The sequence below is a fragment of the Paenibacillus sp. FSL H8-0048 genome (assembly GCF_038002825.1).
GTDB lineage: Bacteria > Bacillota > Bacilli > Paenibacillales > Paenibacillaceae > Paenibacillus_AQ.
In genome coordinates this window covers 2,928,745-2,944,864 of sequence record NZ_JBBODF010000001.1, presented here as the reverse complement: position 1 = coordinate 2,944,864, position 16,120 = coordinate 2,928,745, and the positions used below count along the sequence as shown (strand labels likewise).

Genomic DNA, 16,120 nt, shown 5'->3' with positions numbered 1-16,120 from the left:
ATACGAATGGCCGGAGGCTGCTTAGCTACACCTGAAAACGATATCCCGCTCCCCACACCGTCTGAATATACTTCGGGTTGCCGGGGTCCTGCTCGATCTTATCGCGGAGCCTGTTGATATGGACGGCTACGGTAGCGTTATCGCCCATGGCATCGAAGCCCCAGATCCGTTCATACAGGGAATCCCGGCTGAAGACGATATCCGCATTGACAATCAGGAAGTGCAGCAGGTCGAACTCCTTCTTCTTTAGCTCCAGCTCCCGGCCGTGCAGATAGGCTCTATGCGACAAGGTATGAATGACGAACGGACCACTCTCGATCCGGCTCTCTGTGCTGCTACCGCTCATGCCCTTAAGACGGGCATACTGAGCCAGATTGGATTTGACCCGGGCCACCAGTTCACCTGGTGAAAAAGGCTTGACGATATAATCATCGGCCCCAAGTCCCAGTCCCCGGATCTTGTCGATGTCCTCCTGCTTGGCCGTGACCATGAGGATAGGAATGTCGAGCTGGCTCCGCAGCTTGCGGCACACCGAGAATCCGTCTTCCCCCGGCAGCATCAGATCAAGGAGAATTAGCTGGAATTGTCCCGCAAGCGCCAGCTCAAGCCCGGTGATGCCGTCCTCGGCAACCTCGACCGTGAAATCATTAATTTCCAGATAATCCCGCTCTATCGCTGCAATTGCACTATCATCTTCAATGATTAATACTTTGGTCATAGCAAGGCCCCTTTATCCAGCACTGGCAGTGTGATAATGATGCACAAGCCCCCTGCGGGAGAAGGCTGTGCCTGAATACTTCCGCCCATCCGGCTGACGGCTTTGGCTGTGATTGCCAGCCCCAAGCCGCTGCCCTTAGTGGGGTTATTGCGCGAAGGATCGCTGCGGTAGAACACATCAAACAGCTTATCCAGCGCCTTTTCCGGCACCCCGGGTCCGTTATCCTCCAGATAGATGAACACATCGCTTCCTTGTACTTCGGTACGGATAGATACCTGGACACGCTCCTTGAGCTTGTATTTCCAGCTATTCTCCAGAATGTTGAAGACGATGCTGCTGAGCTGCGCCGGATCGGCGTAAATATACACATCCGCAGCCAGTGCAGCAATGACTACGTCCAGCCCCTTCTCCCTGTATTCTTCGGCAGTGGCCTTGATTAAGGAGAGGAGCTCCTGATTGACCTCCAGCACCTCTGGTTCATAGGGATAGTCTCCCAGATCCATTTTGGAGAAAAGAAAGATTTTACCGACCATCCGGTCAATATCCTCTGCTTTGGTCTTAATCATGGTGATATATTTCTTCTGGGATTCAGGGGTTGTGGCTACCCCATCCAGCAGTCCTTCCGAATACGCACGGACAGAGGTCAGTGGGGAACGGAGGTCATGCGATATCCCGGCCAGCAGCTCCTTGCGGCTCTCCTCCTGCCTCTGGATCAGGCGCTGGGATTCCTTGAGGCGGATAGCCATGTCATTGAAATCCTCACAGACAGGAGCGAATTCGTCCTTGTTCCCGTAGTGGATTCTAACATCCAGATTGCCGTCCCGGATCTGATGAACCCCGTCTGCCAGCGTATCCAGAGGGTGCTTGATCCGCTTGAATACAAACCGGGTAAGAAATTGATTCGTTATAAACACCGCAGCGATAATCCCCAGCGTGATCAGAATCAGGAAGGTAACCATCGCCGGAGTGACTTGTCCGTCTGTATAGTCCGAGGCCGTGCCGATGATGCTGACAGTATAGGCTTTGCCCTTAACCCGGATCTGTTCAGCAAAGACCTCCTTGTTCGAGGTAGAGGCGAACCCTTGTCCATTCATGGCGCTGACGATCTGCAGCAGCTGCTCTGTCTCCGGGGTCTCCTTGAAATTGAAGCTGATCAGCCTTGCCGCAGAATCGTAAACGGCCAGACTCATGTCCTCCGGCTTCAATATCTCTTCGATCTGGCGGCGGAGTTCCTCCTGCTTCTGCTTCTCACCGTTCTTCAGCAGCTCGGCAGACAACTGAACCAGATCATCGTATCCGGTATAGAACGGGCCCTGCTTATCATGCTTCGATACCTTGAACAGGAGGGACACGCTAACAAAAGCAATGAACAAGGAAATACATACGGGGATTACAATCATCAGGATATTAGAGATGAATAAGCGCCGCTTAATGGTCATACCCGGTTCCTTCCCGCAGACATTTTATCGTAATGTTTCTTTCATCATAACATCCTTGCTGCAGCACGGCTAATCGGTACGCAGAGCTTGAATCGGCCGGAGTCTCGCCGCTTTGCTGGCGGGCAGGATGCCGAAGAACACACCGATGAAGAGCGAGAAGAGGAATGAGATGTTCACCATGTTCCAGGCATAGCCAACCTGAAGGGCGGTCAACTGGCCGACCAGCCAGGTTAGGCCTAATCCTGCACCGATTCCGAGGATTCCGCCCATCGTGCTGAGCACCATCGACTCAATGATGAATTGCAGCAGAATATCCATTTTTTTGGCGCCGATGGCTTTGCGTATGCCGATCTCCCGGGTACGTTCGTTCACCGAAATAATCATAATGTTCATAATGCCGATTCCGCCAACGAAGAGCGAGATTCCGGCGATTCCAGCGAGGGCAAGGGACAGGGTGCCGGAGGTTTTCTTCAGCGTATCCAGCATCTGTTTGGAATCGAATACACTGTAGGCATCCTTGGCACGGAGGAACTTGCGGTCCAGAATCTGTCCAATAGCTGTCTTCACAGACGCTACATCCTTGTCACTCAAGGCAGTGACGGTAAAAGTCTGAATTCCCTTACTCTGAAGCAGCCGCTCGGAGGTGGATAAGGGGATGAGAATCTTCTTATCATTTGATCCGCTGAGTGAGCTTCCCTTCGCCTGGAGCAAGCCTACAAGCTGGAAGGAGGTCCCGTTCAGCTGGATCTCACGGCCCACCGGGTTGTCGGCGCCGAACAGCTTCTTCGCCGTCTCGGTTCCGATCAGGGCAGCCTTCTGCCGGTATTCATTGTCGATATCAAGCAGGAAGCGGCCGGACTGCACATGAAAGTTCTGTACCTTCTCATAGCTTGCGGTGATGCCTTCAAGCGAGACATTGGTATGGACGTTACGATATTTGGCGGTTACATTGCTGCTGATCGTTGGCGATACCTGATCCACTCCGGGAACCTTGCTGAATGCGGCAACCTCCTCAGCCGTGAGGGAAGTAACTGCCCCCCGTCCGGTAATCATGACCGTCAGCTGATTCGTGCCAAGGTCACTGAACTGGCTGGTGATCTGACCCGTAACTCCCTGCCCCACCGAGACCAGCAGGATAACCGAGGATACACCGATGACAATGCCCAGCATGGTGAGGAAGGAACGGATCTTATTGCCGACGATACTCATTACCGCCATTCGGATACTCTGGGCAAGAATCATTGGTCATTTCTCCGATCTTCAACCAGGTGGCCGTCCTGAATCCGGATGACCCGCTTCGCTTGTTCCGCAATGCCCAGGTCATGTGTGATGACAATAATGGTATGTCCCTGTTCATTCAGTCTTTTGATCATGTGCATGACCTCTTCTCCAGTCTTGGAATCGAGTGCGCCGGTAGGCTCATCTGCCAGTAGAATGGGAGGATTGCCGGCAAGTGCTCTGGCGATGGCAACCCGCTGCTGCTGGCCCCCGGACAGCTCGCTCGGACGGTGGTGCATCCGCTCATGGAGGCCGACCTTCTCCAGGGCGGCAGCGGCCAGCGTTCTTCGCTCCCGTTGTGACAAGCCCCGGTAGACCAGGGGCAGTTCGACATTCTGAACAGCGGATAACTTAGGGAGCAGGTTGAAGTTCTGGAAGATGAAGCCTATTTTCTCATTGCGGATCCGGGCCAGCCGGTTATCGGATAATCTGCGGACATCCTGTCCATCCAGAGAATAGTTCCCTTCATTCGGGATATCCAGGCAGCCGATCATGTTCATCAAGGTGGATTTTCCAGAGCCGGACGGGCCGATAATGGCAACGAATTCGCCATGGTGGATCTCAAAAGAGATATCCTTCAGCACGGTCATCTGTTCCTTAGCCATCATGTATCCGTGGACCATATGCTCAATCCGGATCAGGGGCTCTGTATTCATTGTGGCCCTCCTCCGTCACCGCCGCCACCGCTGTTATCGAAGCCGCCTTCGTCACCGCCGCCCATATCGAACATCCCCGGAGCTGCGGGGGCAGGCGTACTTACAGCAATAATGGTCGGGACAATGACCTGTTCCCCTTCACGCAGACCACTGACGATTTCGATCCGGCTCTCATCATGCACCCCTACGGTGACAGGCTTGAGCTGAACGGGCGGAGGTGTGGCAGGGCTTCCTGTGGCGGAGCTGCCCTTGGGCGAGGGGGTCTGCTCCGGCACGGAGTCCTGCACTTGAACATAATACTTTTTATCCTTTTGGGTCACAGACTCGACGGGAAGCAGCAGAACCTGGTTCTTCTCTTCAATAGTAACGACTCCTTGTGCTGACATACCGGCTCTGGCTCCGGCGGAGTCCGTGAGCAGAAGGGTCACTTCAAAGACGGAGACGCCATTCGTCACCGTTCCTTCATCCGCAATCCGTGTGACCTTGGCAGGATAGGCCTTGGCGGGCAGGGCATCCATTTTAATGGCTGCGGACATACCCGGCTTAATCTTGGGGATGTCCAGCTCGTCAATTTTAATCGTAGCGCTTAAGTGCTTGTAGTCCGTTATGGAGAAGACCTCGGCACCTTTCGTTACCATCCCGCCTGAGGAGGCGCTGATCTTGGTCACCGTTCCATCCATCGGCGCTGTCAGGGAAGCGGGCGGGATATGATCCTTCTGGAGGGCTGCAAGCTCGGTCAATGTGGCTGTAATGGTATCCTTGGTTCTCTCAATGGCCAGCTTCGCCGCATCAATATCGGTTAAAGCAGCACCGTCCATGATTAGCTTCTTGTACTGTTCTTGTTTCTCCAGCAGGTCATTCTGCGATTGCTTGAGCGTATTCTGCTGGATTCTTACGTTACTGGCAACATTGGCTCCCTCATAAGTCAGCAGGACCTGACCCTTCTTGACTTGTTCATTCTCCTTAACGAGAACCTTGGCTACATTTCCTGTGTCCCTGGCATATACGATCGTAGTATTCGTGGCCTTTACGGTGCCGGAGCCTTTGACGGTTACAGATATGTCGCCCTTGGTTACTACAGTAGTCTGAGCAGCAGGAGGGCTGTCCTGCGTGCTCTTATCCGGCCATAAGCTATAGACAACAATTCCAGCGGTGACAATGACTGCGGCTGACAGTCCTAAGGTTTTTTTGACATTCATAGCGATCCTCCGGGATCTGGATTTGCCGCGTTTTTCGGGGCAGTGGTGGTCTCAGGGGCTTTGGCTGCAGGGGTGTAAGTCAGGCTGTAGCTCTGGCTGCCCAAGAGAATCCGCTCTCCCTGGAACTCGTCATAGAGAGTGACGAGGAATTTGCCGCTGCGGAGCGTTTTATAGGCATTGCTTGTAAGAGTCATGGAATAGGTCAGGAATTTCCCTGTCACCAGATCCGTCCCGGGCACCAGCGTTCTCTCCTGCGTCTGGCCGAGAGGATCGGTAAGCTGCACGACCAGCTTATGTGTATTAGCGCCCATATCATACTGGTTGTCCTTGGCAAGCGTATACGTCAGATTGACACTCAGCGTATCCTGGCCCTCGGACACAGCACCTGTGGCCTGAGTAACCGTAAACGTATAAGGGAACAATGGCACTCCATTACCCAGAGTGACTAGTGCAGCCGGAGTCTGAACATGAAGTGTGAGTGCTTTAGGATTAATATAGGCGGTTGGCGTTCCTTCCGGCGCTGTCAGCTTGTTCTCGCTAACCCCTTCTCCCACGAAAAGCGTTAGCTCCGAGGCATCGATGCTTGCAGGCAGCTTGCTCCATATACTCACCAGACTCTTGCCCTTGGGCCCGGCCGCCTGTGCAGATTGACTGACTTCTGCTTCATAATAGGTATTGTCCTGTGTCTTATAATAAGCCACAAGTCTGGACAGCTCTGCCCTCCGGGCTTCAAGACTGCTCACCTCAAGCTCAGTATACAGAATGTTCTGGCTTGCTCCGGGATAGAGGAGGGTCCGGCGCTCCTTAACCTCCGCCCGCTTGCCGGCAGTATCGATCTTGAAGGTGGCGTTATCACCTACGGCAGACATACCCGGAACCACTTGCTGTGTTCTCAGAGAGAGGAACGGCTCTGTGGTATCGCCTGTCGCGCTATTTAGTCCGATACGGAGCTGGTCCAGAGACTGCTCATAGGGAAGCTTGCCGATCACATAATATACAGCGCTTGCTCCGGCGGCCAGCTGTTGGCTGGAGGCTGCTGCAACGACTTGAACCGGACCGTCCAAGGCGGTCTGCCCTGCATAGATGGTCCCTGTAAAAGCAGGGAGGGTTACTGCCGCATCCCTGACATTACGGATACGAATGGTGCCGACAAGCAAATCTTCAGTTGACCACGGCATGCGCTGCACTGACTCCAATACGACACCGAAGGTTCCGAAGCTGTTATCCAGAATGTACTCCGAAGCAACGGAGTTGGTCATCTCTAAGGAATAAGGGATCTTGTACATAGCTGTAGGGAAGATTGTCTTGCCTTCTGCGGCCGGCTCCACCATCTGGAGCTTTAGTGTACTCTGGCTTACATTCAGCGGCACTTCGGCTGAGAATTGCAGGGTCTTCTCCTCAAGCGGCTTCAAGGTGAGGCTGGCCAGCGCTTTGCTGTTGACCGGGAAGGAGTAGCCTTCCTTGGCGGTTACAGATAATTCATAGGCTGGCAGAGTAACCGCTTTGTTGCCGGCATTCCTAATGCGCAGCTTAAGTGTCCACAGTGCCTTCTCGCCTGTTGAGGATACGGATGCCTGCTTCAACTGGGTCTCAATAGTATTGCTGCTCACCCCGAACTTCTTCAGTGCGTAAGCATTCACCTCAAGACTTGGATAGCTTGCTTCCGGGAGACGGAAGGAGACTACCGGCAGATCCGCTTTCAGCCCAGCATTCTCCCCGGTGATGAGCAGCGACATGCGCGTGGTCGGTATGTAAGCAGGGAGCTCCGCCAGATACAAGATCTTCTTATTCTCACCGGGCTGCACCTTGTAATCGCGGCTGGCATTGTCAAGCGTCAGCTCAAATGCAGAGCCGCTGGAGGATTCAAGGAATACCCGGTGGCCGGGTGCAGCGAGTACTTTGGTTCCCTGATTCGTCAGGCTCAGAGCAACCTTGGCATAGATTTTATTATTGAAGCTGAAGATTTGCAGGCTCTCGGGCTTCAGGCTAACCGGAAGGTTGCTAACCGTGATCTGCTTGCTAAGACCCTGCTGCACATATGGGGTATAAGCGGCCGGGACTGTGAAGCTGCCCAGCTTCTTCTGGTAATCAGAGCCGCTGAAGTCGAAGCCGAACAGTGAGATGGAGAGGCCTTGAAGTGAAGCTGTCTTGCTGACGTTTACATAGTAGGTGACGGTCAGCTGTTCATTGGGGGCAACCTCAGCTTTGCTTTTATCCTCAGGAATGGGGCTGCTCTTCAGTGAGGCTCCCGCCGGGGTTGTAATCTTGGAAAAGACGTTGAACAGCTTATAGGTGCTGTTGCTTGTATTACTGTACACCAGGGTATAGGTCAGACTGTTGCCGCCATCAGCCTTGGCCAATTGCACATCGGTCAGTCTCACGCTGACTCCGGTTCCCACAGTAACCGGCGGTAATTGCGCTAAGGTGCTGGTCTGTTGCTGATTTTGCTGCGGCTTGCTTGCGGTCTTACTGCCGGATGCAGCAGAAGTAGCAGAAGCGAAAGTTACTCCCAGGTGCGTACTTGCAATAATCATCCCTAATACCAGAGCGGCACAGGCACGGTAATTCTTCATTTCATTCCCTCCCGGCATTCATCATCCGACTGGCGGCTTAAGGCAGCCGCTAGAAGATGTTTCCTATCTTAAGGGAAAGGGTTAACACAGATATAAATAAAAGGAGGAAGAAGCCGGGGAAAAGATAAATAGGAGTTAAACTTTTTATAAACTGAAAGACTTCCAGGCCACAGAGCCATTCTTCCGCCGGGAGACAGGCATACAGTCTTGCCTTACCCTGGTTCCGGCTGTAGAATAGAAGCATTTACTCAAACCGCAGGGGGACTAACACGTGTCTGAAGAGGATATCCGCATCACCAAGAGCAGGGAAGCGATTGTCAAGGCGATGGAGACCTTGCTTGAACACAAGCCTTTTCGTAGAATCACCGTAAATGATCTATGCCGGACAGCCGTCGTAGGCCGCACCACGTTCTATGCCCATTTCGAGGATAAATATAAGCTCATTTCTTATATTTTGCAGCAGGAGCAGCAGGGACTGGAAGCGATCCTCCTGAATGACTCGCCCCCGGAGGAGCTGATTCTGGAGGTCCTGCTGGATATTCGCGGCAACAAGAAGCTGTATCATAATCTCTTCGTGGCTGAAGCCTCAGATGAATTAGAGAAGCTGCTTCAGGATACGTTCACCAGCTTTTTTACCAATATACTCACTGTCTGCCAGGCAGAAGGCGTGCAACTCGCCAGTAGCTCACTGCCGCCTCTGGTCGCATATTATTCTTCCGGCGTAGTTGGCATGATCATGTGGTGGATGGAGACCAATTTCTCGATGCCGCCCGAGGAAGTCGCCTCGTGCCTCTTCAATTTGTTTGGTTTCCTATGGAAATAGTCCGCTACACTATCCGTTACTGGACACTTTGCCCTGCATTGTTCGTTAACGAATATTTTGCTTACGATTGTGTATTATCAGGGACCCGCGGGATAGATAGAATATAAATCAAAAGAACCCAGGAGGGAACCCGATGATCACTTACAGAAGACCAAAACCTGAGGAGTTGCCCGTTGTAGCCCGACTTAACGCACTGTCCTTTGCAGATTATCCGTTATGCCGTGAGATCCGCAGCGAATTCAGAACCGGGGAGAAATTTGTTGAGTTCCTGACCGAGGTTTTCAAGGTATACATTGGCGCCTATTATAAGAGGAGTATCGTATTCGTAGGAGAAGAGAATCAGCAGATTAAAAGCTGCGCGATCATCGAACGCCCCTACAGTAAGGGAATAGGAATATGGGACTATTTCCGTGCCGGTGCTCTACGGTTATTCAGAACTATTAGCATCCCCAAGATGCTTCGATTCCTGAAGACGCTCAATGAAGGCCACGAACCCAGCAAGGCGCTCAAAAAACAGTCCTGGTTCCTGGAATCCCTGGCTGTAGACCACTCCTCCAGAGGCCAGCAGCTCGGCAGCAGAATGCTCCGGGACTGCGTGATCCCCTATATTCAAGAGCAGACCAAAGGGAAACCGCCTGAATCCTTTGTTACCTTCACGAACAGTGAGATCAACAGAAGATTCTATACCAAAAACGGATTCACCGAATTTGACTATACCTCTATTGAACGAAACGGAATCACCATCGGCAACTGGAGCTTTAAGATGTCGGTGTCTCCAGCAATATGAATGGCTAGTAAGGCAGCAGGGGCATGGACATTGCCTCTGCTGTTTTTTTGATAGGAAATGAGTATAGTAGATACATAGAATCCGGTATGCCGGACAGGGGGGACAGGATGGAACGGAAATTTGAAAAATTCAGCTGGGTGGGCAGCGAGGAGATGTATCTGGATCATCCGGCAACATCTACATTGAACGGGATGGTTATCGGCCGGTATGGCGGGAACACTGCGGCAGGTGCCGATAAGAATGAAGATGGCGTCTATGTATTGAGCGAGCCGGGAGGAGGCTGGGAGTTTGCGGTGCTCCTGGATGCGCACAATACGGCGGAAAGTGCCGAATTGCTAGTCCGCACAATCAATGGTGAGGCAGGAGAAATTATCAGGCTGCTGGCGCTGCCGGTTCAGCAGGCTTTCCGGGAGCTGGAGGCTTTTTTGCTGTCTATTTTTCAGTCGGAGGCCTTCCTCCGCGATTGCAAGCAGGTAACAGGGGAGACGGCGTGTCTGATTTGTGTGCGGATGGAGAATTATTTCTGGTGGTTCTCGGTGGGAGATAATTCGCTATATCTGCTGCATCCAGAGCTGGCGGCCCGCGGGCAGTATGCGCTGAGCCAGCGCAATTACTACGAGTGGATTGGCTTCGTCAACACCTTCGCCCAGCCCGTCCCATGTTACTCCTCCGGCATTCGCGAGCTGCGGCAGGGCCGCAACGTGATCGTGATGACCACAGACGGCCTGCTGGAAGTGGGGGCAAGACTGCTGGAGGACCCGCGCAGGCTGTATGAAGCTTTTATGGGTAGAGAGGATTTGGAGGAATGTGTGGCGGATGTATTGACGGGGGTGCATGAACAGCTTGGGCGGGACAGCGCAACGGTGGTGGCTTGGAGCTATGAGAATGACAAGGCGGGTGCGATGCCGAGTGATTGAGGGTTGTCATTAAGTTTGCGGCAAAATAGCGGCAATGATATAATATTATGGAGGGGTGATGTAATGTTTATACCAAAGTACTCTATAACGGATCTCGTTGCCAGAAGACTGATGGATATTCAGCAAGCGACTGTGGTTGTGGATTTGCTTCCATTACCTGTGTCTATACTGGATCTGCTTAAAAAAGAATCGATGGAAAAAACAGTGATACTATCAACGAAGATAGAGGGAAATACGCTTGATGAGGCGACGAAAAGAAAGGTTCTATACCAGACAAGTAATGATAATGAAGAGCAAGAGGTATATAACTTAATGAAAGCTTTGCAATACCTGGATGAGGCCGAGAAGAGGAAGCTCCCGGTAACAGAAGAATTCGTAAAGAAGCTTCATGCTATAATCAAAATTTCACATGGCAGAAGAGCCCGTATCAGTGAATACCGTGAAGAACAGAATCAAGTTGGCAGCCGTAATGCGTCCGGTTTCTTCTTGCCGCCTGAATGGCAGGATGTTCCTGTCTTAATGGAAGATTTAATTGCCTGGATCAATTCACCGGAGACGTATTCGGTTCCTGTTCCAATCAAAGCAGGTATTTTCATGTGGCAGTTTCTCACTATTCACCCTTACTTGGATGGAAACGGACGAACAGCCAGAATGCTCACAACCTATCTTCTCCGCCGGGGCGGATACGGGCTGAAGGGACTATTTGTGCTTGAAAATTTCTATGACCGTAACCTCTCTGAATACTACCGCCAGCTTCAGCTTGGCCTTCATCACAATTATTATTTTGGACGTCATGATGCCGAACTGACACCTTGGCTGGAGTTTTTCGTGGATGGGCTGGCAGAGGTATTTCAAGACGCGGCTAATATTGTTACAGAGAAGTCTGCGCAATTGACAAGGATCGAACCGGAGTTGATTCGGAGACTTGACCCACAGCAAAGGATAGTCTTCGCTCAATTAACCTTTAAGCAGGATACTCTGACAACCAGCGAGCTCAGAGAGCTTCTGCGCTTATCGGACCGCTCTATCCGGGAAAAAGTAAGTCATTGGAGAGAAGCAGGATTTCTTGAACCGCGTGATCAGGATGCGCAACGAGTTCGCTCGGTTAAATTAACTCTGGAATATGAGAGGCTGGCACAGGATATTCGGCATGAGCCGGATAAGTTTGCCCATTTTCTTAAGTGATGTCTACTATATAATGTAGTAAAGACCAACTTAGAAACAAAGCAGGTGATGAAGATGAATTTTAAAATAGAAGAAATCAAGGATTTCTGTGGGGAGACTTTTTATAAGCGTGGACTATCTTATTATAATTCCGGGCGGGTAAGCAAGCTGAGCTTCGATGCAGTAAATGACCGCTATAGAGCAAAGGTAAAAGGAAGCAACACTTACCGCGTAGAGATACAAAATTATTATAAATTTGGCGGAGGACTTGAAGCCTATTGTACTTGTCCCGCCTATGAGAACTATGACTGCTGTAAGCATGTGGCGGCAACTCTCGTTGCAGTCTACAAGTTGAGGCTTGAGGCTGGCGAAGAAGGTAAGCTTGTACAGCAGGCCGCGCATTCTCCGGTTTTACCACTGGTTCTATCTCCAGCCCCCTCTACCAAACGTGCAAGCAAGCCGAACTATGAACAGACGGATCTCCTAATCTCCTCAGTGGCCCAATTAGCTCGGACAAGAGATCATGAGCAAGAGCCTGTGTTATTTGGTGATGCGGAGCAGCTGCAGTTTGAGTTTTTCTTGAATTTGCCTGATTACCAGCACAAGGGTCTTACGCTTGAAATGCGGGTAGGCTATAAACACCGGTATGTCGTGACGAAGCTGGGCCAATTCCTGGAGTATCTGGAGCAGCGTAAGCCGCTGTATTTCACCAGTAAGTTCACATTTGATGCGGAGCAGCAGCAGATGAGCGTGGCCGACCGGGAATTCCTTGAAGTAATGCTCCTGCTCAGAAATTCCGAGAAATTGGTGAAGTCCAGCCTGAACCCCTACTATAGTCATACGGAGACTGACGGTAGAACGCTGACGGTCGCTCCGCTAGCCTGGGACAAGCTTAAGCCGCTGTTGTCAAAAGTGAATGTGACTCTTAGAGGTGTACGGTTACCGGAGGTTCGTGCTGTCCTCGCGGACCAGCCTCCGCCGCTTGCATTCTCCATCGGTCAAAAGAAGAAAAAGGAATACATTCTGTCCGCTTCTGAGTTGGATACCTTCACCTTGCTCCCGGACTATTCCATGCTGATTAAAAATGGGCTGATCTATGAGATGGACCGGGACACATTTCGTATGATTGCACTGCTCCAGCAGCAGTTCAAGGAATCAGGGGAGATTGCTGTTGCTCCCGGACAGATCGGTCCAGTGGTGCAGCAGGTGCTGCCAGCCTTAAGGAAGCTTGGGAAGGTCCGTGTCGAGCAGTCCGTAGACGAGCGAATTGTGGAGCCTGAGCTACAGGCTAAGCTCTATCTGGATTATGCGGACGGAACGATCATGATCCGGCTGGAATTCCATTATGACGACATCGTGATTCTTCCGCTGGATGAGAAGCAGGGGGAAGCGGCGCACAAGTCCAAGATACTGATCCGTAATTTTCAGCGGGAGAATACAATTATTGCTGCTTTGGATTATTCTCCGCTTAGGCGGGAGGGGCAATATTGGGCTTCTGGAAGTGAGCCGGCTATCTATGAGACACTGTTTCAGGTCGTGCCTGCTCTGGAGGATGATGCAGAACTGTTCATCTCCACGGCTGTCCAGGGGCTGCTTCTGGAGCGTACAGCCTATCCGAAGGTCACAGCGGATCTGAATGAAGGCTTGGATTGGCTGGAGATTTCGTTTGAGCTGGAGGGCTTGGATGAACAGGAGACAGTTCGTGTAATGCAGGCGATTGTGGAGAAAAAGAAATATATCCGCCTGCGCAGCGGGGCTTTTCTGCAGCTTGAAGGGGATCGCTTCAGCGAATTCGGCACGATTGCCGAGCAGCTTAATCTTAGCAAGAAGGAAGTGAACGGCTCCCGCCTTCACCTGCCCTCCGTTCAGGCTCTTCAACTCCCCGAGCGGGGGCACGGGTTCAAGCATACGAAGTGGGGCAAGTCCCTCCGGGAATTCCTGGAGCAGCTTCGGGAGCCGGACCGTATGGAGTTTGAACTGCCGAATCAGCTGCGGCCTATTCTCCGGGATTACCAGACCAAAGGTTTTCAGTGGATGAAGACCTTATCGAAGTTCAGGTTCGGCGGGATTCTTGCAGATGATATGGGGCTGGGTAAAACCATTCAGAGTATCGCTTATATCTGCTCCGAGCTGGCTGAAAGGATGCCTCAGATGGAGGCTAAAGCTCCCGTGCTGATTCTGTGCCCGGCATCCTTGACCTATAACTGGGAGAATGAATTTGCCCGGTTCGCGCCAGAGGTGAATGTACTTGTGGTGGCTGGACAGAAGGAGGAACGCAGCGGGCTGCTGGAGAGTAAGGTCATGGAAGAAGCAGATGTGATTATTACTTCGTACCCGCTGCTCCGCAGAGATATTGAGCTGTATTCCGGCACGCTCTTCCATGCGCTCATACTGGATGAAGCCCAGGCGATCAAGAATTCAGCCTCCCAGACGGCCCAAGCGGTAAAGTCGCTTAAGACTGCACGGAAATTCGCTCTGACGGGCACACCGATTGAGAATTCGGTGGAGGAGCTGGAAGCGATTTTCAGCACAGTCTTCCCGGCGCTGTTCACGGGGAGATTATCCTTCAAGGAGCTGCCTGCGGCACGAATTGCCAGTATCGTGTCCCCTTTTATTCTGCGCCGGCTGAAAAAAGAGGTGCTGGAGGAGCTGCCTGACCGCATAGATACCGTACTGCGCACGGAGCTGCGGGATGAGCAGAAGCAAGTCTATCTTGCTTATCTATCCAAGCTGCGGGATGATACCGAGCGGGACTTGATAGCCGAAGGCTTCCACAAAAGCCGGATGAAGATTCTGGCGGGCATTACCCGCTTACGGCAGATCTGCTGTCATCCTTCGTTGTTCATCGAGAACTATACGGGTGGCTCCGGCAAGCTGGAGCAATTCCTGGAGACGGTGCAGGAATGCCGTGATTCCGGCCGCAGAATGCTGGTGTTCTCGCAATTCTCCAGCATGTTAGCGCTGATCCGGCAGCGCCTGGAAGAAGCGGGAGTTCAGCCTTTGTATCTGGACGGCTCGACTCCGGGTAAGGAGCGGGTGGAGCTGTGCAGGCTTTTCAATGAAGGGGAAGGTGAAGTGTTCCTGATCTCGCTTAAGGCGGGCGGAACGGGGCTAAATCTGACTGGAGCGGACACCGTGATTCTGTACGATCTGTGGTGGAATCCGGCCGTGGAGGAGCAAGCCATCGGCCGGGCCCACCGGATGGGGCAACGGAATGTGGTACAGGTGATCCGGCTGATCACCGAAGGCTCCATCGAGGAGAAGATGCTGGAGCTGCAGCAACGCAAAAAAGATCTCATCGAAGAGATCATCGAAGCTGGCGAGAACAAGACCACCCGGCTGTCAGAAGAGGATATCCGCGAGCTGCTCCGCGTGTAGGAAGCCCGTACCTATTTTCCCCGTACATGCACTTCTAGGCACCTACCCACATACAATAAAAGGACCATGAACCCGTTGTTCTGCTAACTGATCGGTTTCATTGTACATGTGCGGGAGGTGTCGCCAAGTTGCCAGGAATCATAAGCACGATTGCGCTGCTGATCAAAGAACTGACGCTGCTGGTATCCTACGTAAGGAACAACGCTTTTCCCCAGCCTCTATCGGAGCAGGATGAGAGCAAATACTTAGGCATGATGGCCGAGGGAGACGCCAAGGCACGGAACCTGCTGATCGAGCATAACCTGCGGCTGGTTGCCCATATAGTGAAGAAATTCGACAACACCGGCGAAGACATGGAGGACCTGATCTCCATCGGCACCATTGGGCTGATCAAGGCCATCGAGAGCTACCGCCCGAACAAGGGCACGAAGCTGGCTACTTTTGCCGCCCGTTGTATCGAGAATGAGATCCTGATGCACCTCCGGTCGCTCAAAAAAACACGTAAAGACGTATCCCTCCACGATCCGATCGGAACGGATAAGGAAGGCAATGAGATCACCCTGATCGATATCCTAGGCTCTGAGGCCGATGATGTCATTAAAGAGGTCGATCTGAAGATTGAGAAGAGCAAGATCTATCGTAATCTGGATATATTAGACGATCGGGAGAAGGAGGTTGTGGTCGGCCGCTTCGGCCTGGACACGGGCGGGGAAGAGCGGACGCAGCGAGAGATTGCGAAGGAGCTGGGGATCTCGCGGAGCTATGTATCGCGGATAGAGAAGAGGGCGCTGATGAAGCTGTATCATGAGTTTTATAAGGTGAAGCGATAGGTTACAAGAAGAAGTTGTTTGCGTCTAAGCATCTAGTGAAAAGTATGACTCCAAATGGGGGATACTTTTCACTAGATGCTTTTCTTTTCAGAATAATTGCCCCTAAGCACTATGCAAGCAGTCAGCTTTGCTCCTGTTGCGGTTATAAGAACGCAGAGGTGAAGAATCTCGCCTTGCGAGAGTGGACTTGTCCAGAATGTAACGTGCATCATGATCGGGATGTAAACGCTGCTCAAAACCTACTAAAACTAGCCATGTGATATTGCAAGGATTGGGCTAGGGACTAGCCTATGAGCTTGGGTAAACTTGGAGCAGTAGCTTCATTGACCAAGAAGCCGCCACCTCTTAGGTGGATGGT

General features: G+C 52.0%; 12 protein-coding genes and 1 pseudogene. 7 read left to right on the top strand and 6 right to left on the bottom strand.

The window, feature by feature from the left end:
* Positions 1 to 25 precede the first annotated feature (25 nt).
* The 6 genes from NSU18_RS12350 to NSU18_RS12325 form a co-directional block, all read right to left on the bottom strand.
* Complete coding sequence (locus NSU18_RS12350) at positions 26 to 718, bottom strand: response regulator transcription factor (protein ID WP_341019454.1); 693 nt, start codon at positions 716 to 718, stop codon at positions 26 to 28.
* Positions 715 to 2,157, bottom strand: coding sequence for a sensor histidine kinase (locus NSU18_RS12345; RefSeq protein WP_341019456.1), 1,443 nt, complete (start codon positions 2,155 to 2,157; stop codon positions 715 to 717). Before NSU18_RS12345 ends, NSU18_RS12350 begins: the two co-directional genes overlap by 4 nt.
* Before the next feature lie 69 nt (positions 2,158 to 2,226).
* Positions 2,227 to 3,399, bottom strand: coding sequence for an ABC transporter permease (locus NSU18_RS12340; RefSeq protein ID WP_341149152.1), 1,173 nt, complete (start codon positions 3,397 to 3,399; stop codon positions 2,227 to 2,229).
* Positions 3,396 to 4,091 (bottom strand): ABC transporter ATP-binding protein, encoded by a 696-nt coding sequence (locus NSU18_RS12335; protein WP_341149151.1) that lies wholly within the window; start codon positions 4,089 to 4,091, stop codon positions 3,396 to 3,398. The genes NSU18_RS12340 and NSU18_RS12335 overlap by 4 nt, the downstream gene beginning before the upstream one ends.
* The gene (locus NSU18_RS12330) at positions 4,088 to 5,290 is read right to left on the bottom strand and encodes an efflux RND transporter periplasmic adaptor subunit (RefSeq protein WP_341149150.1); all 1,203 of its coding nucleotides are present in this window, start codon (positions 5,288 to 5,290) and stop codon (positions 4,088 to 4,090) included. The genes NSU18_RS12335 and NSU18_RS12330 overlap by 4 nt, the downstream gene beginning before the upstream one ends.
* Positions 5,287 to 7,863 carry a hypothetical protein gene (locus NSU18_RS12325; protein WP_341149149.1) on the bottom strand — a complete coding sequence of 859 codons (2,577 nt, stop codon included), beginning with the start codon at positions 7,861 to 7,863 and terminating at the stop codon, positions 5,287 to 5,289. Before NSU18_RS12325 ends, NSU18_RS12330 begins: the two co-directional genes overlap by 4 nt.
* A 271-nt stretch (positions 7,864 to 8,134) precedes the next feature.
* Here NSU18_RS12325 and NSU18_RS12320 point away from each other — a divergent pair, with 271 nt between their 5' ends.
* From NSU18_RS12320 to NSU18_RS32385, 7 genes and pseudogenes are all read left to right on the top strand, one after another.
* Positions 8,135 to 8,686, top strand: coding sequence for a TetR/AcrR family transcriptional regulator C-terminal domain-containing protein (locus tag NSU18_RS12320; RefSeq protein WP_341019465.1), 552 nt, complete (start codon positions 8,135 to 8,137; stop codon positions 8,684 to 8,686).
* A gap of 133 nt (positions 8,687 to 8,819) precedes the next feature.
* Positions 8,820 to 9,473: a GNAT family N-acetyltransferase gene (locus NSU18_RS12315; protein WP_341149148.1), complete on the top strand. Its 654-nt coding sequence runs from the start codon at positions 8,820 to 8,822 to the stop codon at positions 9,471 to 9,473.
* A gap of 107 nt (positions 9,474 to 9,580) precedes the next feature.
* A complete protein-coding gene (locus NSU18_RS12310; protein WP_341019469.1) occupies positions 9,581 to 10,390 on the top strand; it encodes a protein phosphatase 2C domain-containing protein in 810 nt (269 codons plus the stop codon).
* Positions 10,391 to 10,453: 63 nt separating this feature from the next.
* Positions 10,454 to 11,575, top strand: a complete 1,122-nt coding sequence (locus tag NSU18_RS12305; protein WP_341019471.1) for a Fic family protein — start codon at positions 10,454 to 10,456, stop codon at positions 11,573 to 11,575.
* 54 nt (positions 11,576 to 11,629) lie between these two features.
* Positions 11,630 to 14,932: a DEAD/DEAH box helicase gene (locus tag NSU18_RS12300; RefSeq protein WP_341149147.1), complete on the top strand. Its 3,303-nt coding sequence runs from the start codon at positions 11,630 to 11,632 to the stop codon at positions 14,930 to 14,932.
* A 128-nt stretch (positions 14,933 to 15,060) separates the two neighbouring features.
* Positions 15,061 to 15,762: an RNA polymerase sporulation sigma factor SigK gene (gene sigK, locus NSU18_RS12295; RefSeq protein ID WP_036691086.1), complete on the top strand. Its 702-nt coding sequence runs from the start codon at positions 15,061 to 15,063 to the stop codon at positions 15,760 to 15,762.
* Between the two features lie 104 nt (positions 15,763 to 15,866).
* Positions 15,867 to 16,022, top strand: a pseudogene (locus NSU18_RS32385) (zinc ribbon domain-containing protein); the annotation flags it as partial.
* Between the last annotated feature and the right edge of the window lie 98 nt (positions 16,023 to 16,120).